This window comes from Streptomyces sp. NPDC001750 (assembly GCF_042892615.1).
Taxonomy (GTDB): Bacteria; Actinomycetota; Actinomycetes; order Streptomycetales; family Streptomycetaceae; genus Streptomyces.
The window spans coordinates 271,877-291,304 of sequence record NZ_JBIAUE010000003.1 but is presented as its reverse complement, the minus strand read 5'-3'; the positions used below and the strand labels follow the sequence as shown (position 1 = coordinate 291,304).

The window sequence follows — 19,428 nt, the reverse complement described above, 5'->3', positions numbered from 1 at the left end:
GATCATTCGGCCTTGACGAGGACGGCCTCGAGGTACTCGACCGGGGCGACGAGGCAGCCGTCGGTCGCCCGGTTCCGTTCGTGCCACATGGCGACGAGATCGCGTTCGAGGGCCGCCGCCCGGTTCTTCGAGAGCACCGAGAACGTCATCCGGGTCGGCCCGAAGTTGGACCGGAAATGCTCCATCCAGTGTTCCGGCGAGCGATAACGGAAGACGAAGTCACGGGGGGTGGAACGGATTTCGGCGACGCCGTCGCCGAACAGCGCGCGCAGCGATTCCGGGTCGCCCCAGTCGGTGGGGTTCGGCACACCGGGAGTGGGCGGGATGTACGTGGACATGATCCGGAAGAGTTCGCCGAGCGCGCCGTTCCCCGTCCAGCAGGCGAGTCCGATCCGGCCGCCCGGACGGCAGACCCGCAGCAGTTCGGCCGCCGTCCTCTTCTGGTCGGGCGCGAACATCGCCCCGAAGGCGGAGACCACGACGTCGAACTCGCCGTCGTCGAAGGGGAGACGCTCCACGTCGCCCTCCACCAGCGCGGCGTCGACGCGCTCCACCTCCAGGCGCCGTCGCGCCGCCTCCAGCATGGCGGGGGAGAAGTCGAGCCCCGTCACCTCCGCGAACCGGCGGGCGGCGGCGATGGTCGCGTTGCCGCTGCCGCAGGCGGCGTCCAGGACCCGCGAGCCGGGCCGCAGGTCGAGCGTCTCCATGAGCTGCTCGCTCGCGATGACCGTCGACCCGGCGACCGACGTGTAGTCGCCGTCCGACCATCCGGCCTTCTGGAAGTCCTTGAGCGAGGTCGCGCGAGGAGCGGGAACTGAGGTCATGTCGGGCTCCAGCCGGATTGAGGGTGCGTCAGCCAGTTTCTCAGGGGTGCCGCCCGGTCCCACGCACCGGTGATCAGGTCCAGTACGGCGGGGCCGCCGAGCCAGGCGGAGGCGGGCCAGGTCCGGTCGGCGGTGAGACTCCGGTGCCGCAGGAGCCTGATGTGCGGATGGTCGGCGGGCACCCCCCTGGGTGCCGTTCGCAGCCGCAGGCCGCCGATGGTGAACCCCCGGGCCTCCAGGTCCTCCACGATCGTCAGCAGCGCCCCGCCGGCCGGGCCGTCCACCGCCCGGCGGAAGCGCTCCACCCACTGCCGGTCCGCCCGGTGGATCCCGACGGACACCGTCAGTTCGGTCGCCGACGCGGAGACGTAGTGGTGACAGCCGGAGTCGTCGAACTCGATGCCGATCCGGGTGTGATAGGGCCGCCGGTCGGCGGAGAACCGGAGATCCCGGTCGAGCCGGAACACGCGCCCCGCGCCGTAGCGCGGCTCCAGGGCGGCGACGAGAGCCTCGGCCGGTTCGCGGACGGCCCGCCGGAAGAGCTCCCGGTGCGCTTCGAAGTAGTCCTTGCTGTTGTCACGTGCGAGACCGTCGAAGAATTCCTTGAATTCAGTGCCCCAGCCCGTGAATTCGGCCACGGGAGGTCACTCCCCCATGGCCCGCCGCAGACTCAGCGGCCGCATGTCCGTCCACACCTCATGAATGTGGGAGAGGCATTCCTCTTTCGATCCGGAAACGCCGGTCGTGTGCCAGCCGGCGGGAATCTCCTGATCGGAACGCCAGATCGAGAACTGTTCCTCGTCGTTTTTCACCACGCTGTAGGTGGCGCTTCCGCTTTCCTGCACGATGGGTTCCTTCCAGTGCTCAACTGGACCTGGAGGCGATGCTCCCGCCTCTCACATGGGGAGTCAAGAACATGTCCGATTCAGGGGACTTGGCCATTGCGGAGGGTATAGCATGAGCCGCCGTTCGCCGTCGACGGGGGAGCGGACATCGATTCGGTTCACGAATAACAGCGAGGAGCGACAGATGAATACGGGTGGGAACGCACGGGTGGCGACTCGACACGGGCCCTGGCCCGCGCTGGTGGTAATCGCCCTCGGATACTTCATGAATGTGCTCGACAGCACGGTTGTCAATGTAGCGATTCCGCAAATCGTCACCGGGGTCGGTGCGACGACCGAACAGATCCTGTGGGTCGTCAACGGCTATTTGCTGCCGTATGCGATGTTACTGCTCGTCGCGGGCCGCCTGGGAGATATCAGAGGACACCGCAACGTCTTCGCCGCCGGCCTGCTCGTCTTCACCGCCGCCTCCCTGGTCTGCGGGCTCGCGCAGAACCCGGAGCAGCTGATCGCCGCCCGCGTCCTCCAGGGAATCGGCGCCGCGGCCGCGGCACCCCAGGCACTCGCCATCACCTCGGCCGTCTTCCCGCCCGCCAAGCTGGGGACGGCCTTCGGCGTACTGGCGGCGGTGATCGGTTCCGCCGCCGCCGCGGGGCCGCTCCTCGGGGGGCTCATCTCGGACACGCTGGGCTGGCGCTGGATCTTCTTCATCAACATCCCGCTCGGCCTGATCGGGCTCGTCTGCACCTTCGTGTACGTGCCCGCCACCCGCAACTGGGCCCGTCAGAAACTGGGCATCGTCCCCGTGCTCCTCGCATCGGCCGGCCTGTTCGTCGTGCTGTACGCCCTGATCGAGGGCGAACGGTTCGACTGGGGCACGGTCCGGGGCTGGATCGGGATCCCGCACTTCCTCGTGCTGGGCGTGCTGATCCTGGTCGGCTTCACGCTCTGGGAGCGCCGCAGGGCCGACGGACTGCTGCCCCGCGCCCTGTTCACGAGCCGCAACTACGCGCTGATGGTGTGGGCCTCGGCGGCCACGTACTTCGGCATCTTCGGCTCGCAGCTCGTCATGACCATCTACCTCCAGACGGCGCTCGGCGCCGGGCCGCTGGAGGCCGGACTGGTGCTGTCGCCGATGTGGCTGGCCTCGTCCCTGACCGCACCGATCGGGGGTCGGCTCTCCGGCCGGGTACGGCGCAGTCGGCTGCTGGCCGGCGGCTTCGCCGTCTTCTGCCTCGGCGTCGCCGTCACCGCGCCGTTCGCCGACGCCGACGCGGCCTGGTGGGAGTTCGTGGCGCCGCTGGTCCTGGCCGGGGCCGGGGCCGGACTCACCTTCGCGCCGCTGACCACAGTGGCGATGGGCGAGGTCGAGCCGCAGGCGGCGGGCGGTGCCTCCGGGCTCATCGAGATGTCCCGCATGATCGGCAGCGCGGTCTGCACGGCGGTCGTCGGAGCGGTCCTGGCGACCGTATGGGCGTCCTCGCTGCGGGACGGCGCGGCCGACGCGGGCGGCCGGCTGTCCGGGGAGGACCGGGCGTCCCTGATCGACGGCGCCCGGCAGGCCGCCGACAGCGGGCTGAACTCGGGCACCGAAGCGGTGGCGCCGTCCTCGCTCCCCTCGGGCCTGGTGCGGGTGTTCGAAGACCTGTCCGCGCAGAGCCTGGCCTCGGCGGCCCGGCCCGCGCTGCTCATCACCGCGGCGGTGATCGCGCTGGCCGCCGTCACGTCCCTGTTCCTCAAGGAGTCCGGGCGCGCCGGGGCCCCGGCCCCCAAGGAGGCTCCGGTGGCGGACCGGGCGGCCTGACCCCTTCCGCGTCCCGCGGCGGCCCGTCCCCGTCAGGTGGGGCGGGCCGCCCACGCGCGTCCGCGCCGCGGCCCCTGCCCCGGCCGACGCCCCGCCGCCCGCGGAGGGTCCGTCCCGGTGCTGTCCCGCCGGCGGGACAGCACCGGGACAGCATCGCGGACCCGCCCGCGAGCCCCCGGTGCCCCTGACGACAGGCCCTGGTGCCGTGACCGGCAAGGTTTGCCTGGAAGGAGCGTCGTCCGGTGCTTCCCCAAGCTTTCAGCCTTGTTCGAGCAGGGGAGACCCCATTGATCGCAAGGCGGCCGAAAGCCCTCGGATGCGGTCTTCCTGCTCGAACGAAGTCGAGAGCTCGGGGAAGGGCCACGTGGGCTCTCGGCCAACGCCGAAGGGGGCCCCTGGCCCTTGAGGCCTTGGGGGAGTGCGTGCCGGACGGTGCGACGGGGCGAACGTTGCCGGGAGCGGCACTAGAACCGCAGCTCCGGCCGGTAGACGTCCAGCCAGACGGCCAGGTCGAGGGTCCGTTCCAGACCGAGGCGGGTGAGCTTGTCCATCGCGCCCGCGTCCCGCCCCGTCGCTCCCTCCAGCCACGCCCGGTCGACCAGCGCGAACACCTCGTGCCCCCGGCTGCGCAGCAGTTCCTTCGCCTGTTGCTGGAGGGCCCCGGCGTAGTACGGGTCCTGGGTCGACGGATAGGCGGCCTTCTTCCGGTCGGCCACCGGGCCGGGCAGCGCGTCGCGGACGGCGGCACGCAGCAGGCTCTTCTCCCGGCCGTCGTGGTTCTTGAACGACCACGGCGCGTTGTAGACGTACTCGACGAGCCGGTGGTCGCTGAACGGCACCCGGACCTCCAGGCCGACGGCCATGCTCAGCCGGTCCTTGCGTTCGAGCAGGAAGCGCACGAACCGGGTGAGGTGCAGATGGGTCATCACCCGCATGCGGTACTCGTCGTCGTCCTCGGTGTCCAGCCGTTCGACACCGCGGACCGCCTCGGCGTACCGGTCGCGCCGGTAGCCGTCGAGGTCGAGCGTGTCCATGAGTTCCGGGCGCAGGCCCGTGCCGCCCTTGTCGAGCGGCCCCGCGTTGATGGCGATCCAGGGGAACTCCCGGGCCCGGCGCACCTCGGGGTCGTGGAACTGCCGGTACCCACCGAAGAGTTCGTCCGCCGATTCCCCCGACAGCGCCACGGTCGACCGTTCCCGTATCGCCTTGAACAGCAGGTACAGCGAGAAGTCCATCTCGCCGAACCCCACCGGCACGTCGCGCGCCACGAGCGCCGCCCGGCGCACCTGAGGGTCGGCCAGCGCCCGATGGTCGAGCACGATGTCCGTGTGCGTGGTGCCCACGTGCTCGACGACCTGCCGCACGAACGGGGCGTCGGGGGTGTCCCGCAGATCGTCGGGCTGGAAGCTCTCGGTGCGGTCGGTGAAGTCGACCGAGAAGCTGCGCACGCGCTCGCCGCCCAGACGCAGCGCGGCCAGCGCGGTGAGCGCGCTGGAGTCCAGGCCGCCGGAGAGCAGCACGCCGCGCGGCACGTCGGCCACGAGCTGACGTCCCACGGTGTCGTCCAGCAGCTCGCGCACCCGGGCGACCGTGGTGTCCAGGTCGTCGGTGTGCGGCCGGGTCTCCAGCCGCCAGTAGGTGTGCTCGCGCATCCCGTCGGCGTCGACGGTGACCACCGTGCCGGGCTCCACCTGACGGATGCCGGACCAGATCGCGTGCCGCGGGGTCATGACGAACGCCAGCCATTCGCGCAGCCCATCCGCGTCGACCACCCGGCCGGCCAGCGGATTGGCCAGGATCGACTTCGGTTCCGAACCGAACAGCACGCCCCCGGGCGTCCGGCAGACGTACAGCGGCTTGATTCCCATGCGGTCGCGGACCATCACGAGCCTGCGGCTGCGTCCGTCCCAGACGGCGAACGCGTACATGCCGTTGAGGCGCCGCGCCACGGACTCGCCCCAGCGCAGATATCCGCGCAGCACCACCTCGGTGTCGCCGACCGTGGTGAACCGTTCGCCCGCGCGGACCAGTTCGTCCCGCAGCTCGGTGAAGTTGTAGACCTCACCGCTGAAGACGAGCGTGACCTCCCCGTCCGGCAGCCGGGCGGTCATGGGCTGCACCCCGCCGGGCAGGTCGATCACGGCCAGCCGCCGGTGCCCGAGGGCCGCGTGGCGGCCGGTCCACGTCCCCGAGGCGTCGGGACCGCGGCACGCCATGGTCGCCGTCATCGCGTCGAGCGTCTCCCGCTCCCGGGAGAGGTCGCGGTCGAACGCGACCCAGCCGGTGATTCCACACATGAATTGCCTCCTGGAAAGGTGCGGTTACGGACCGGAACGCCGGATGTCAGGCGCGCTCGGGCCACAGCGTGGGAACGACGGAGCCGACGAGCAGCCGGGACGCCTCCTCGATGTCCGGTCCGAGCGGCGCCCCGAGATAGAACTCCTCGAAGCCGGCGCGGCGGGCGACGGGCACGAGCCGCGCCAGGCGCTCCCCGCAGTCGTCCGGGGTGCCGGAGACGAGCAGGCCGTCCATCAGGTCGTCCGAGACCCTGCGGCCCGCCTCCTCGACGCCCCCGCCCTCCTCGAAGGCGGCACGCACGGCGTCGGCCGACTCGACGTCGAGCCCGGCGCCCAGGAGCCCGGCCCGCAGCGCGGGGTTGCCGACGGAGAGCGCGGCCTGGCGGCGGGCGAAGGCGCGTGCGGCACCGCGGTCGGCCGACACGCAGCAGTTCAGGCCGTACACCAGGCGCAGCGGCCGGCCCGCCCGGGCGCGCCGCGCGGCGAGTGCGGTGATCTCGTCCAGCGCGGTGTTCCCGTCGGGGCGTGTCCCGGCGCCGGACCGCAGGGCGGCGTACGACAGCGGGGGATAGGTGCTCGTGCACAGCAGGCCGTCCGCGACGTCGTGGGCGAGCCGCAGCGTCCGGGGGCCGCCGACCGCGACCAGGACGGGTATCTCCCGGGCGACCGGATACGTGAGCCGGGCCGTCGCGCCCTCCCTGGCGTTCAACCGCTCGGCCAGCAGCGGGAATTCGGCGAGCGGCACCGCCTCGCCCGCCCACAGACGGCGGACGAGGGTGACCGACTGCCGCAGCAGCTCGGTCGCGTCGCGCTTGGAGAACAGTCCGGACACCAGCGAGCCCCCGGCGCCCACGCCCATCAGCACCGGGCGGCCGGGCGGCGTCAGTTCGCCGAGGGTGGCCATCGCCGAGGCCATATCGATCGGATTGCGGGTCACGGGGAAGGTGATGCCGCTGGCCACGCCGATGTCACCGGTGGCGGCGATCGCCGCGAGCAGCACGTGGGCGTTGCGGGCGAGCATCTGGTCCGGCACCCACACCACGTCGAAGGCCCTGGCGAGCACGGCGCTCGCAGACAGGACCTCACGAGCACCGGCCCAGGGGGCTATCTGGACTCCGAGCATCGCTCGGGGCTCCTTCCGGTCGGGTTCTGGTCGAGGCTGTGGCCCGGCTCGGTGATCCGGCCCAGGCAGATGAGCGTGACGACGCTGCCGAGCAGCAGTGCCGCCACGGCGTACAGGGGGAGCTGGTCCACGCCGTCGCTCAGCCCGTTGACCGCCACCGGCACGAGACCGGCGAGGGCGAAGCCCCCGTTGGTCGACAGCGCGACGCCGGTGCCCCGGATCGCCGTGGGGAAGGACTCGTTGAGGAAGATCGGGAGCGGCCCGAACGCGGCGACGGTGCCGCACGACACCAGCACCGCGACCAGTGCGATGGGCAGCAGGTCGGGCGTCCCGTGCAGATCGGCGAGGTGCCAGTAGAGGAAGGGCAGCGCGACCGCGTTCACCGCGGACACGGTCAGCAGCACGGACCGTCTCCCGAACCGCTGGCTGAGGTGTCCGGTCAGCGGGGCGAAGACGAGTGTCGCCGTCGTCACGGCCACCATCAGCTTGCCGACGGCGGGAGCGCTCAGACCGTTGACGAGCTCCAGATAGCTGGGCAGGAAGCCCAGGGTGAGCAGGAAGTGGGTGCCGATGCCGAAGACCACCAGGACGTTCACGGCCAGCACCCGGCGGTGCGGCCGTGCGACCAGGCGGCGCAGCGGCCGTTCGCTCCGCGGCGCGACGGTCCGTTCCCACGAGGGCGATTCGCGCACGTACCGCGACACGACCAGACTGAGCAGGACGGGTACCCCGCCGACGAAGAACATGGCGCGCCAGCCCCACGCGTCGAAGGAGTCGCCCGGGAAGATCTGGGTCGCGGCCAGGAACGCCAGCGCCGCGAGCACGCTCCCGATCGCCGTCGCACCGCCTCCCACCAGGCCCGAGACCAGACCGCGCCAACGGGGCCCGACGCTCTCGGTGGCCAGCGTGAGCGTGGACGCGAACACCCCGCCGACGAAGAACCCTTGAACGAGCCGCAGCGACAGCAGCAGGATCGGGGCGAGCACACCGATCCGCTCGGTGGTCGGCAGCGCGCCGAGGAGCACCGTCACCGTGCCCACCCCGAGCAGCGCCACCACCATCGCGCGCTTGCGGCCGTGGCGGTCCGCGAGCCCGCCCAGCAGGACGGCCCCCACGGGCCGCATCAACAGCGTGGCGGCGAGCGTGACATAGGCGCCGGCCAGGGAGAGAACCCCCTGATCGGACGGAAAGAAAAGATCGGCTATCACCGGTGCGACGTACACCACCGCGTATAGGTCGTAGAAGTCCAAGGCAAATCCAATTGCCGACGAGGCAGTTGCTCCGATGCCTTGACCGCGTCTTGTGCCTGTGCTTGCCAATTGCATTTGTTCGGTCTGCATGACAACCCGCTCTCCGCGAATGCCGAAGTCACTGGCCGGGTGTGCGACGGGGAACGTTAGCACCGCACCGGCAATGTCTCGCCAGGGTCTCCCGAGTTCAATTCGGGCCTTGACAAGGCGGGTTGGGTACTTCAAAGCTGGGGGCGGTCAGGAAGCGTATCCAAGTACTGTCCCGCTGTCCCGGCGGGCGTGCGACGGCGGCTATGGAGCCGCGCCGCCCGGCCGGTCCTCCCGAATCGATCCGGTATACGGAATCCCTTCACCCGCGACGCGTCCGTCCGACGCCGCGCTCCGGTCCGTCGGGGATCCGGCACACCGGGCCACCAGGGATTCCGGGACAGGCTTCAGGCAAATCAAATGACGAGGTGGTCGCCCATGCCCAGCAGTGTGCCGAGCCCGAGCGGTTCGACCGCGGTGAATCTCTTCAGTCACGATGTCCTGGTCGATCCGTACCCCACGTACGCCCTGCTCCGGGAGACCGAACCGGTGCACTGGGACGACCGGCTGAACGGCTGGGTACTGACCCGGCACAGTGATGTGCACGCGGCACATCTCGACCCCGACACATTCTCCTCCCAACGGCTCGGGGCCATGGTTTCCGACCGTGTCGGACCCGACTCCTCCGCCGAGATGCAGAGGTTCATGCAGTTCGCCCCCGAGTGGATGCTGTTCCGGGATTCCCCGGACCACGCCCGGGTGCGCAAACTGATGAACCGTGAATTCCGGGCGCGCGACATACGCAGGCGCGGACCCGGTATCCGGCAGATCGTCGCGGGTCTGGTCGACGACCTGCTGGAGAAGCAGGAATTCGACCTGGTCGCCGATTTCAGCTACAAGCTGCCCGGCCTCGTGCTCGCCGCGCAGTACGGGCTGCCGGAAGCGGACGCGGCACTGCTCACCGACTGGTGGTACGAGATCCGCAACATGCAGCGCGTCTTCCTCGGCGCGGACCCGGCCGATGTCGCACCCACCGGCAGTTCCGTGGCGAACGCCTTCGGCGAGATGGTGCCGTACCTCGGCGAGCTCATCAAGGACCGCCGGCGCACCCCCCGGGACGACCTCGCCACCCGGGTCGTCGAGTACGCCAGGGAGACACCGGAGGAGGGCGAGGAACGGCTCAGCGAACAGGAGATGTTCGCGCACCTCCTGCTGCTGCCGCTGGCCTCGTTCGGGACCACGATGGACCTCATCGGCAACGGTCTGCTCGGCCTCTTCGACCAGCGCGACCAGTGGGAGCTGTTGAAGTCCGACCCCACGCTCGTCTTCAGCGCCGTCGAGGAAGTGCTCCGCTACGACGCCTCCGTGCAGCTCACCCACCGCGTGGCGACACGCGACACCGAGGTGGCCGGCACCACGATCCGCGAGGGCGAGCTGATCTACATGGTCCGGGGCGCGGCCAACCGCGACCCCGAGCGGTGGACCGACCCGGACCGCATCGACATCACCCGCGGCGACTCCGGTCACGTCGGATTCGGCGTCGGCATCCACCGGTGTCTGGGTGCCGGACTCGCCCAGCAGGTGACCGCCGCCGCCTACGCCGAACTGTCCGCCCGCATACCGGACCTGCGGGCCGACACCTCCCGGCCGCACCGCTGGAAGGCGGACACCCCGCAGTTCCGCGGACTCGCCGAGTTCCCGGCGACCACGGGGAAGTCATAGCCATGACCAGCCACGCGCCCACGCGTACCCGCGAGGCGTTCTGGATCGGCGGCCACTGGGCGCGGCCCCTCGGCGACGGCGCGATCGACGTCGTGGACCCCAGCACCGAACGGCCGCTGGGGTCGGTCCCGGCCGGCACGGCCGCCGACGCGGAAGCCGCGGCGGCCGCCGCCCGGCAGGCCCTGCCCCGGTGGTCCGCCACCCCGGTGTCCGAACGCCTCGGCTTCCTCGAACGGCTGGTCGCCGGGCTGTCCGCCCGTGCCGACGAGCTCGCCGACGTCCTCACCGCCGAGGTCGGCGCGCCGGTGGCCATGGCACGCCGCACCCAGGTCGGCCTCGCCGTCGCCCTGGCGGCCTCGTACCTGGACATCACCCGGGACTTCGCCTTCGAACGACGGGTGGGTAACTCGCTGGTCCTGCGCGAGCCCGCGGGAGTGGTGGCGACCATCACCCCGTGGAACGTGCCGCTGCTGCTCACCCTGCAGAAGGTCGTCCCCGCGCTCATGGCCGGCTGCACGGTCGTGCACAAGCCGAGCGAGCTCACCCCGCTGCACGCCTACCTGCTGACCGAGGTGATCGCCGAGTGCGATCTGCCGCCCGGTGTGTTCAACCTCGTCGTCGGCGAGGGCCCGGTGGTCGGCGCGGAACTGGCGCGCACCCCGGACGTCGACCTCGTGTCGCTGACCGGGTCGACGCGGGCGGGCCGCGCGGTGGCCGCGATCGGCGCCGAGCGCGTGAAGCGGATCCATCTGGAACTCGGCGGCAAGAACGCCGCGATCCTCCTGGACGACCTGGACGACGCCGGGCTGGAGTCGGCGGTGCGGGCGTGCGTCGACCAGATGTGCTTCAACACCGGCCAGGCGTGCCTGCAGTGGAGCAGACTCCTGGTGCCCGCCGACCGCCACGACGAGGTGGTCGGCCTCGCCGCCCGGTGCGCGCGGGAGTACCGGGTCGGCGATCCGCGCGACCCCGCCACCGACCTCGGCCCGCTGGTCTCCGCCGCCGCGCTGGACCGTGTGCGCGCGGCCGTCGTGCGCGCCGTCGAGGAGGGCGCGCGGCTCGCCACGGGCGGCCCCGGCCGCCCCGAGGGGCTGACCCGCGGCTACTACGTGAGCCCGACCGTCCTCGGCGGGGTCGACCCCTCGATGGCCGTCGCCCAGGAGGAGGTCTTCGGCCCCGTGCTGTCGGTCATGCCCTACGACGGGGAGGACGACGCCGTACGGATCGCCGACGGCACCCCGTACGGGCTGCACGGCGCGGTGTGGTCGGCGGACACCGCGCACGCGCAGCGGGTCGCCCGCCGGCTGCGGACCGGACAGGTGGACATCAACGGCGGCCCGTTCAACATCCGCGCCCCGTTCGGCGGCCACCGGCAGTCGGGGGTCGGCCGGGAGTGCGGCGAAGAGGGACTGGACGGCTTCTGCGAGATCAAGTCGCTCCAGCTCCCCGTGGCCCCAGTGGATTCAGTGGACTCGGCCGGACCCGTGGTGCCCACGGGCCCCCGGCTGCGTGACGCGTCATGAACGCCCGTGCATCGATCGGAGGAAGCAGCGTGGATCACCGCATCAGGAAGGTCGTCGTCCTCGGAGGCGGCACCGCGGGCTGGATGGCCGCGGCGTACCTGGGGAAGGCGTTGCAGCGCACGGTGAAGATCACCGTGCTGGAGGCACCGACGATCCCCCGGATCGGGGTGGGCGAGGCCACCGTGCCCAACCTCCACCGGGCGTTCTTCAGTTATCTCGGCATCGCCGAGGACGACTGGATGAGAGAGTGCAACGCCAGCTTCAAGACGGCCGTCAAGTTCATCAACTGGCGCAGTCCCGGCGAGAGCGCACCGCGTCCCAAGCCGCTCGGCGACCGCACCGACCAGTTCTTCCACCCCTTCGGTCTGCTCCCCTCGGCCGACCACATCCCGCTGTCCCACTACTGGGCCGCCAAGTACCTCGCCGGCGAGACCGACGAGCCCTTCGACTACGCCTGCTTCAAGGAACCGGCGATGATGGACGCGAACCGCGCCCCGCGCTGGGACGACGGCCGGCCGGCGACCAACTACGCCTGGCACTTCGACGCCCGGCTCGTCGCCGACTTCCTCCGCCGCTTCGCCGTCGACAAGCAGGGCACCGAGCACGTCGAGGACGAGATGACGGAGGTGCTGCGCGACGAACGCGGATTCATCACCGCGCTGCGCACCGCGGGCGGGCGGCTGCTGGAGGCCGACCTCTTCGTCGACTGCTCGGGCTTCCGCGGCCTGCTCATCAACCAGACGATGGACGAGCCGTTCCTCGACATGAAGGACCACCTGCTGTGCGACAGCGCGGTGGCCACCGCCATCCCGCACGACGACGCGGCCCACGGCGTCGAGCCGTACACCTCCGCGATCGCCATGTCGTCGGGCTGGACCTGGCGGATCCCGATGCTCGGCCGGTTCGGTACGGGCTACGTGTTCTCCAGCGACTTCATCGGCCGCGACGACGCCACCGCCGAGTTCAGCCGGCTGTGGGGCCTCGACCCGGACAAGACCGCGTTCAACCAGATCAGGTTCAGGGTCGGACGCAACCGGCGCTCCTGGGTCAAGAACTGCGTGAGCATCGGCCTCGCGTCGTGTTTCCTGGAACCGCTGGAGTCGACCGGCATCTACTTCACGTACGCCGCCATCCACCAGCTCGCCAAACACTTCCCGGACCGCCGCTTCGACCCGGTCCTCATCGACGCGTTCAACCGCGAGATCGAGGAGATGTTCGACGACACCCGGGACTTCATCCAGGCCCACTTCTACTTCTCGCCCCGCACGGACACACCGTTCTGGCAGGCCAACAAGGAACTCCGGCTCGCCGAGGGCATCCAGGAGAAGGTCGCCGCCTACCGGTCCGGTCTGCCGGTCAATCCGCCGATCACCGACGAGAGCAACTACTACGGCAACTTCGAGGCCGAGTTCCGCAACTTCTGGACGAACGGCAGCTACTACTGCATCTTCGCCGGGATGGGCCTCGTGCCCGACCGTCCCCTGCCCGCGCTCTCCTACAAGCCGGACTCGATCGAAGCCGCGGGTCCCCTGTTCGAGGCGGTGAAACGGCAGCAGAGGGAGCTGGCCGAGAAACTGCCGTCCAACTACGACTACCTCCGACGGCTCCACGGCAAGCCATGACCGGGGTGGACACGTCCGGGGCCGCCGGACTGCGACCGGGATCCGTGCGGGGGGCGTCGCGGGAGGAGTACCGGGACCTGATGTGTTCCTTCCCGACCGGGGTCACCGTCATCACCTCCCTCGACGCGGCCGGCCGGCCGTGCGGGATGACCTGTACGTCGATGACCAGCGTGACACTGCGGCCGCCCACCCTGCTCGTCTGCCTGCGCGTCGGCAGCGCCACGCTCGAAGCGGTCCGGAGCCGGGGCGCGTTCGCGGTCAACCTGCTGCACCACCGGGCACGGCGCACCGCGGAACTCTTCTCCTCCCCGGTCGCCGACCGGTTCGAGCGGGTGCTGTGGAAGCGCTCCGGCACCGGACTTCCCTGGCTGGCCGAGGACGCGTTCGCGCTGGCGGACTGCCGAGTGACCGAGGACCGGGAGATGGGCGACCACGCGATGGTCCTCGGTCGCGTCCAGCAGGTGACGCGGGCCGTGGACACCCCTCTGCTGTACGGGCTCAGGCGGTTCTCCACCTGGGACCCCGCAGGACACGACCCGGCGCACGCCGCCCGTCAGGCCGAGGAGAACCGATGACCGGCACGGTAAGCACACCGCACGAGGACAAGGAGAGGACGGGGACGGGGGCCCTCTTCGAGGCCGTCGAACGCTGGGCCGCGCGAACCCCCGGGGCGTGCGCCGTCTCGGCCCCGGACGGGACCCTCACCTTCGCGGAACTGACCGAACGGATCCGGGCCCTGGCCGGGGCGCTGGCCGCGGAGGGCGTCGGGCCGGGCGTCCCCGTCGGGCTGTGCCTGGGCAGGTCCCGGCTCTCCGTACCGGGCCTGCTCGCGGTGTGGCTGCTGGGGGCGACCGCCGTGCCGCTCGATGAACGGCACCCCGCCGAGCGGCTCAGCTTCGTGCTGCGCGACTCGGGGACGCGCCTGCTGCTCGGGGACCGGCTGCCGGCCGGGGCCGCCCCGAGCCGGGCGCGCCGGATCCCGCCCGACGGCCCGGCCGCCAGGGCGGCGGGCGGGTACCCGGACCACCCGGCCGCCCCGCACCCCGACGCATGCGCCTACGTCGTCTACACCTCGGGCACCACCGGCTGGCCCAAGGGAGTCGAGGTGACCTACCGCGGTCTCGGCGCCTTCCTGTCCGCCCTGGGGGAACTGCGTCTTCCCCCGGGCGGCATGGGGATCAACGCGGTGTCGCCCGCCTTCGACGGCTGGCTCTGGTGCACTCTGCTCTACCTCCTGCACGGGCAGGGCGTCGGGATCATCGACCTGGAGGCGGAGGACGACGCGGGCCCCGACCTGGCGGCACGCGTCGCCGCGGCGGCGCCGCGCACGGTCTGCCTCACCCCCTCGCTCCTGACGGCCTGCGCCGACGACATCGGCACGGCCGAGGTGCTGGTGGTCGCCGGTGAGCCGTTCCCGCGCGCCCTCGCCGAACGGCTCGGCGACCGGCACCGGCTCCTCAACGTGTACGGACCCACCGAGGCCACCATCGCGGCCACCTGGGCCGACAGCGCACGCGGCGACGACGTGCTGACCATCGGCGCGGCCCTGCCCGGGTACGCGGTGTACGTCCTGGACGAGGACCGGCGCCCCGTCCCGGACGGCACGGCCGGTGAGCTGTGCGTGGGCGGACCCGCCGTCGCCCGTGGCTACCGCAACAGGCCCGGGCTGACGGCCGAGCGGTTCGTGCCCGACCCGTTCGCCGCGCCCGGCTCCCGGATGTACCGCACCGGGGACCTCGTCCGGATCGGCCCCGGCGGACGCCTCGACTACCTGGGCCGCGGCGACGAACAGGTGAAGGTCCGCGGCTTCCGGATCGAGCTGCGCGAGGTCGAGGAGGCGGCCGAGGGCTGCCCGGGGGTGGCGGCGGCCGCGGCCTTCGTCACCGTCGACGGGGACGTGCTCGGGCTGGCCGTGGTGGCCGCGGCGGGGGCCGCCGAGAAGTGCGTCGCCGAGGTGCGCGAGCGCTGCGCCCGTCAGCTCCCGGACTTCATGGTCCCGGCCCTGGTGGTCCTGGTCGACGCGCTGCCCACCTCGCCGGCGGGGAAGGTGGACCGGGCCGCGCTGGCCGAGACGGCCGGGTCCGTCGCGGTGCCGGCCGGGCGGTCGCCGCGGACCCCGAGGGAACGGCAGATATGCGAGGTCTGGAGCACCCTGCTGCCCCGGCCCGTGACCGACGCCGAGGCCGACTTCTTCGAGATGGGCGGTCACTCGCTGCTGGCCGCCCGCGCGGTCGCCGCGCTGCGCAGGGCCACCGGGATCCGGCTCACCGTGCGGCATCTGCTCGCCAACCCCACGGCGGCGGACCTGGCACGGGAAGTGGATCTGTTGGCCGGGCAGGCCGCGCGGACGGCGGGTGACGACTGATGGGCGGCACCTGGGTGGTCCCCTGGCAGCCCCCGGAACGGGGCCGGACGGCACTGCTCTGCCTGGCACCGGCCGGGGCCGGATGCGGACAGTTCCGGCCCTGGCAGTCCGCGCTCGGTCCCGGGGTGTCGGTGATGGGCGTGCAACTGCCGGGCAGGGAACGCCGGTGGGCCGAACCACCGGCGGTCTCGGTCGACGAGGTCGTCACCGCGGTGGTGGACGAACTGACCGCCCTGGTCCCGGCGGCCTGCCCGCTCATGGTGTTCGGCCACAGCTTCGGCGGTCTCCTCGGCTACGAGATCACCCGCAGGCTGGGCGAGGTCCACGGACGCTGGCCCGCCACTCTGGTCGTCGCCGCCTGCCGGCCGCCGCAGATGTGGGTCGGCGCGGGCCGGGGCCTGGTGGACGACGACGAGGAACTGGTGCGGCTGCTCGACGTACGGGGCCTGGGGGAGGACGAACTCGACGAGGACAGCCGGGAGCTGATGCTGGAGGTGCTGCGCGAGGACGCCCGTCTCTCGATGACCTACACCGACGCCGGAGCCCCGCGCGTCCACGCGTCGGTCGAGGCATGGGGCGGTGAGGGGGACGGGACCGTCACCGCGGATCACCTGGCCGGCTGGCGGCACCGGACGGCGGCGGACTTCCGCCGCCGCCAGTTCCCCGGCGGCCACTACTTCACGGCGGAACGGGCCGGACTCGTCGTACCCGCGTTGCGGGAACTGGCCGCGCACGGCGTGGCCGGGGCACGGCGGCTGCGGCGGACGAGCGGAGGCTGATGTGAAGGTCGACCTGCTGGACCCCTCGCTCTTCGAACGGGGCGAATTCTGGCCGGTGCTGGCGTGGCTCCGGGTGAACGACCCGGTGCACCGTCACGCCGAGCCCGACGGGCCCGGGTTCTGGGTCGTCAGCCGGTACGAGGACATCGTCGGCGTGTACGGCGACCAGGAGAACTTCAGTTCGCGGTACGGCATGCGGCTCGACAGCGACGCCGAGGCGGTGTCGGCGGTCGCGCAGCGCATGCTGATCGTCTCGGACCCTCCCGACCACACCCACCTCAAGCGCGTCCTGGGGAAGATGTTCGCCCAGGCGGAGCTGGAGACGATCGGGCATCTGGTGCGGCGTGTGGTGCACGACGTGCTGACCGAGGCGGTCGAGGCGGGCGAGCTCGACTTCCTCGACGCGGCCAAGAAGATCCCGAACCATGTGGTGTGTTCGCTGATGGACATCCCGCGCGCCGACTGGGAATGGGTCGGGGACATCACCACGGAGGCGTTCGAGGGCGCCGACGAGGAGACCCGCCGGGCGGCGCACGGCGAGATCTTCCTGTACTTCACCGAACTGCTGGCCGACCGCCGGAAGAACCCGGGGACCGACTTCGTCAGCCGCGTCGCGCACGACCGCAGGGCGACGGACGTGCCGGGGGAGGAACGGCCGCTCACCGACGAGGAGATCGTGTTCAACTGCAACGGGGTGCTGGCGGGCGCGAACGAGACCACGCGCTACTCGTCGGCGGGCGGCGTGCTCGCGCTGATCGAGAACCCCGACCAGTGGACGGTGCTGCGCGCGGGGGGACCCGCCGCGGTCCCGGCGGCCGTCGAGGAGGTCCTGCGGTGGACCGTGCCCGGGGTGCACGCGATGCGCACGGCGTTGCGGCCCACCACGGTCGGCGGCGTCAGGATCGGCGTCGGCGACCGGGTGACGCTGTGGAACGTGTCGGCCAACCGCGACGAGACCGTGTTCCCGCGTGCCGACCGCTTCGACGTGACCCGCTCGCCCAACCGGCACATCAGCTTCGGCGCGGGCCGCCACCTGTGCCTGGGCGCGCGGCTGGCCCGGATGGAGCTGAACGCGTTCCTCACCGGACTGACCGCCCTCGTCGACCGGATGGAACTGCTCGGCGAGCCGAGGTACAACGCGTCCAACTTCACCTGGGGCATCTCCTCCCTGCCCCTGAGACTGAGGGCTGTCCCGTAATCCGTGGTGGATCGGCGCGCGGCGTCGGATGTGGTGCATCGCAAGGCGGAGGGGCGCCCGCATACGGGACGTATGAGGGCGTTCCGACAACGCGGCGAGGAGTGGGGCCTCCCCTGCTCGAGCGCAGCCGAGAGCTCGGGGAAGCAGCTGTCGTCGCGTGCCCGCCAGGGATTACGGGACAGCCCTTGGTCCCGTGACGCACGTCCGGGGCGGCCGACGGCCGCCCCGGACGTGTCCGTCGCGCACTACTGCATCACGGAGAGGTCCCCGCTGCCCTCGACCTGTGCCGCCTCGTCGAGGGTGAGGGCGATCCACTCCAGGAGGTCGCACTGGCGCCGGTTGGCGGCGCCCTGCCAGAGCCGCTGCCTCTCGGGCGCCACGGTCATCTGGATGCCTACCGGCGCGGCCCCCCGGTGCGCGGCGGGCAGCGCACGCGCGCTCCGTACCGCGCTCCGCAGCTGATTGCGGGACCAGTGCTGTTCCTCCGCCCTGCCGAGCCAGGAGTCCTGCTCGTCCTCGGGAAGTGCGACGACTTCTGCGTGGTGCTGAAAACTCAGCCCGGAACGCCGTCGGCCGGGGCGGATATTGCGGGCGACCCATGCGTAATTGCGCAGGGTCTGGTAATCCAGGGACGTTTCCCGGACGGCCCGCCTGTAACGGTCCGGAAAGGTCTCCTGCCCGTACACGAGCCAGTCGCCCAGCCACCAGGCCGACGAATCGGTGATGAGGAAGATCTGCTGGCCCAGGCGCTTCCACTCCTCGAGCGGCATGCGCGCGGGCAGAATCAGCGACGTACGTCTCGTCGTGGCAGCGTGGGAGATGTTGAGCCGTTGCGGTTCTTGCCGCACGCGCAGAGCCCCCGTTCGTGAGAAGTCACATGGTCACCGCGGTCGCGTTCAAGTATCGGCAGTGCTTCTGGACGCGCTCTGGACGTTCTCTACATGTCCGGCGTGGGCCGCGCAGACGACGTCCGGCGGGGCGAGTTCGCCGCGGAGGATCTGCTGGTAGCAGCGGTGCAGCCGGGATCCGGGCTCGACGCCGAGCTCCTCGCGCAGCGTGCGGCGGACCCGCAGGAACACGTCGAGCGCCTCGGCCTGGCGCGCGCAGCCGTACAGAGCGGCCATCAGGAGTTCGCTCAGGTGCTCGCGCAGCGGGTTCTCGCCCACCAGGATGCGGAGTTCCGCGACGGCGTCCTCGTTGCGGCCCATCATCAGCAGGATCTCTATCCGCAGTTCGGCGGCGGCGACCCGGTGCTCCTCCAGGCTGGCGCGCCAGATCTGCGGGACGGGCCCGGGAGCCCCGCCGACCGCGTTGCCCCGCCACAGCCGCTGCGCCTCGGCGAGCGCCCGCAGCGCCTGGTCGAACCTGCCGTCGGCCCGCAGCTGCTGGGCGTGTTCCACGCGCCGGGCGAACAGGCTGGCGTCGAGCACGCCGTCCGCCAGGCACAGCCGGTAGGTGGACGGGGCCCCCGAGACGAGGAGGCTGCCGTCGCCGCGCGGCCGGCGCCCGGGTTCCAGGGTCTGCCGGAGCGCCGCCACGTATTTGTGGACGCTGCTGTCGGCCGTGCGCGGCGCGTCGCTCCCCCAGACGGCCTCGACCAGTTCCTCGCGTTCGACGGCCATTCCGGCTTTCATGACGAGAACGGTGAACAGCGCCTTCTGCTTCGGCGGTCCTAGAGGGAGTTCACGCCAATTGCGCCACGCCATCACTGGGCCGAGAACTCCCACATGGAGCTTTGTGACGTCGGCATCCGATTTCGGCGGTATCACGATCCGGCCCCCGGACATCGAGGCAGACCTTTTGCGATCCCGGAATATCCGACGAGGTGGATGGCCTGTCCCATGTATCCCCCTGATCGTTTTTGGCTACGACTACGGGGGATCGTGCCAGATCGGGCCTGAGCCAGGCAATGCGCTCGTTACAAACGTTCCTTTTTGATTTTGGCCTGAAGTCGACTGTCCGGGATGTGCGGGATGACCCTCCGTGCGGCGCCGCCGGAATGGCGGGACCGTTCGCGGATCTCCCCGGCGGGAGTGTGCGATCGGCCCG

At 71.4% G+C, this 19,428-nt stretch carries 16 protein-coding genes; 8 read left to right on the top strand and 8 right to left on the bottom strand.

Features of this window, described 5'->3' with window-relative positions; genetic code table 11:
• Positions 1–2 precede the first annotated feature (2 nt).
• The 3 genes from ACFYY6_RS07435 to ACFYY6_RS07425 are packed head-to-tail and all read right to left on the bottom strand — an operon-like array spanning position 3 to position 1,669.
• Complete coding sequence (locus ACFYY6_RS07435; RefSeq protein WP_351520553.1) at positions 3–824, bottom strand: methyltransferase domain-containing protein; 822 nt, start codon at positions 822–824, stop codon at positions 3–5.
• Positions 821–1,462 carry a DUF2461 domain-containing protein gene (locus ACFYY6_RS07430; protein ID WP_351520552.1) on the bottom strand — a complete coding sequence of 214 codons (642 nt, stop codon included), beginning with the start codon at positions 1,460–1,462 and terminating at the stop codon, positions 821–823. Before ACFYY6_RS07430 ends, ACFYY6_RS07435 begins: the two co-directional genes overlap by 4 nt.
• Before the next feature lie 6 nt (positions 1,463–1,468).
• A complete protein-coding gene (locus ACFYY6_RS07425; protein WP_107430570.1) occupies positions 1,469–1,669 on the bottom strand; it encodes an MbtH family NRPS accessory protein in 201 nt (66 codons plus the stop codon).
• Positions 1,670–1,877: 208 nt separating this feature from the next.
• Here ACFYY6_RS07425 and ACFYY6_RS07420 point away from each other — a divergent pair, with 208 nt between their 5' ends.
• Entirely contained in the window at positions 1,878–3,473 is a 1,596-nt protein-coding gene (locus ACFYY6_RS07420) for a DHA2 family efflux MFS transporter permease subunit (RefSeq protein ID WP_351520550.1), read from the top strand.
• 464 nt (positions 3,474–3,937) lie between these two features.
• Here the strand turns inward: ACFYY6_RS07420 and asnB are convergent, their stop codons facing one another.
• The 3 genes from asnB to ACFYY6_RS07405 are packed head-to-tail and all read right to left on the bottom strand — an operon-like array spanning position 3,938 to position 8,143.
• On the bottom strand, positions 3,938–5,770 hold the full coding sequence (asnB, locus tag ACFYY6_RS07415) for an asparagine synthase (glutamine-hydrolyzing) (protein WP_351624637.1): 1,833 nt from the start codon (positions 5,768–5,770) through the stop codon (positions 3,938–3,940).
• 46 nt (positions 5,771–5,816) lie between these two features.
• Positions 5,817–6,893, bottom strand: a complete 1,077-nt coding sequence (locus ACFYY6_RS07410) for an LLM class flavin-dependent oxidoreductase (RefSeq protein ID WP_351520547.1) — start codon at positions 6,891–6,893, stop codon at positions 5,817–5,819.
• On the bottom strand, positions 6,875–8,143 hold the full coding sequence (locus ACFYY6_RS07405) for an MFS transporter (RefSeq protein ID WP_386607730.1): 1,269 nt from the start codon (positions 8,141–8,143) through the stop codon (positions 6,875–6,877). The genes ACFYY6_RS07410 and ACFYY6_RS07405 overlap by 19 nt, the downstream gene beginning before the upstream one ends.
• 465 nt (positions 8,144–8,608) lie before the next feature.
• Between ACFYY6_RS07405 and ACFYY6_RS07400 the strand changes: the two genes are divergently transcribed.
• From ACFYY6_RS07400 to ACFYY6_RS07370, 7 genes are all read left to right on the top strand, one after another.
• Positions 8,609–9,892, top strand: coding sequence for a cytochrome P450 (locus ACFYY6_RS07400; protein ID WP_351520544.1), 1,284 nt, complete (start codon positions 8,609–8,611; stop codon positions 9,890–9,892).
• A gap of 2 nt (positions 9,893–9,894) precedes the next feature.
• On the top strand, positions 9,895–11,415 hold the full coding sequence (locus tag ACFYY6_RS07395) for an aldehyde dehydrogenase family protein (protein WP_351624634.1): 1,521 nt from the start codon (positions 9,895–9,897) through the stop codon (positions 11,413–11,415).
• A complete protein-coding gene (locus ACFYY6_RS07390; protein WP_351624632.1) occupies positions 11,412–13,037 on the top strand; it encodes a tryptophan halogenase family protein in 1,626 nt (541 codons plus the stop codon). Before ACFYY6_RS07395 ends, ACFYY6_RS07390 begins: the two co-directional genes overlap by 4 nt.
• Positions 13,038–13,117: 80 nt before the next feature.
• The gene (locus tag ACFYY6_RS07385; protein WP_351624630.1) at positions 13,118–13,612 is read left to right on the top strand and encodes a flavin reductase family protein; all 495 of its coding nucleotides are present in this window, start codon (positions 13,118–13,120) and stop codon (positions 13,610–13,612) included.
• Positions 13,609–15,402, top strand: coding sequence for a non-ribosomal peptide synthetase (locus ACFYY6_RS07380; protein ID WP_389192068.1), 1,794 nt, complete (start codon positions 13,609–13,611; stop codon positions 15,400–15,402). Before ACFYY6_RS07385 ends, ACFYY6_RS07380 begins: the two co-directional genes overlap by 4 nt.
• Positions 15,402–16,181, top strand: a complete 780-nt coding sequence (locus ACFYY6_RS07375; protein ID WP_386607733.1) for a thioesterase II family protein — start codon at positions 15,402–15,404, stop codon at positions 16,179–16,181. Before ACFYY6_RS07380 ends, ACFYY6_RS07375 begins: the two co-directional genes overlap by 1 nt.
• A 1-nt stretch (position 16,182) precedes the next feature.
• Positions 16,183–17,379, top strand: a complete 1,197-nt coding sequence (locus ACFYY6_RS07370) for a cytochrome P450 (RefSeq protein WP_389192065.1) — start codon at positions 16,183–16,185, stop codon at positions 17,377–17,379.
• A 245-nt stretch (positions 17,380–17,624) separates the two neighbouring features.
• Here the strand turns inward: ACFYY6_RS07370 and ACFYY6_RS07365 are convergent, their stop codons facing one another.
• Both ACFYY6_RS07365 and ACFYY6_RS07360 read right to left on the bottom strand, forming a co-directional pair.
• Positions 17,625–18,227: an LmbU family transcriptional regulator gene (locus ACFYY6_RS07365; RefSeq protein ID WP_351520536.1), complete on the bottom strand. Its 603-nt coding sequence runs from the start codon at positions 18,225–18,227 to the stop codon at positions 17,625–17,627.
• A 48-nt stretch (positions 18,228–18,275) separates the two neighbouring features.
• Positions 18,276–19,085 (bottom strand): AfsR/SARP family transcriptional regulator, encoded by an 810-nt coding sequence (locus ACFYY6_RS07360; protein WP_351520535.1) that lies wholly within the window; start codon positions 19,083–19,085, stop codon positions 18,276–18,278.
• Positions 19,086–19,428 lie beyond the last annotated feature (343 nt).

What these genes read in the sequence shown, in the direction of transcription:
- ACFYY6_RS07410 (WP_351520547.1), bottom strand. Translation starts at nt 6,893, where the DNA reads ATGCTCGGAGTCCAGATAGCCCCCTGGGCCGGTGCTCGTGAGGTCCTG.
- ACFYY6_RS07375 (WP_386607733.1), top strand. Translation starts at nt 15,402, where the DNA reads ATGGGCGGCACCTGGGTGGTCCCCTGGCAGCCCCCGGAACGGGGCCGG.
- ACFYY6_RS07395 (WP_351624634.1), top strand. Translation starts at nt 9,895, where the DNA reads ATGACCAGCCACGCGCCCACGCGTACCCGCGAGGCGTTCTGGATCGGC.
- asnB (WP_351624637.1), bottom strand. Translation starts at nt 5,770, where the DNA reads ATGTGTGGAATCACCGGCTGGGTCGCGTTCGACCGCGACCTCTCCCGG.
- ACFYY6_RS07390 (WP_351624632.1), top strand. Translation starts at nt 11,412, where the DNA reads ATGAACGCCCGTGCATCGATCGGAGGAAGCAGCGTGGATCACCGCATC.
- ACFYY6_RS07435 (WP_351520553.1), bottom strand. Translation starts at nt 824, where the DNA reads ATGACCTCAGTTCCCGCTCCTCGCGCGACCTCGCTCAAGGACTTCCAG.
- ACFYY6_RS07385 (WP_351624630.1), top strand. Translation starts at nt 13,118, where the DNA reads ATGTGTTCCTTCCCGACCGGGGTCACCGTCATCACCTCCCTCGACGCG.
- ACFYY6_RS07360 (WP_351520535.1), bottom strand. Translation starts at nt 19,085, where the DNA reads ATGGCGTGGCGCAATTGGCGTGAACTCCCTCTAGGACCGCCGAAGCAG.
- ACFYY6_RS07380 (WP_389192068.1), top strand. Translation starts at nt 13,609, where the DNA reads ATGACCGGCACGGTAAGCACACCGCACGAGGACAAGGAGAGGACGGGG.
- ACFYY6_RS07400 (WP_351520544.1), top strand. Translation starts at nt 8,609, where the DNA reads ATGCCCAGCAGTGTGCCGAGCCCGAGCGGTTCGACCGCGGTGAATCTC.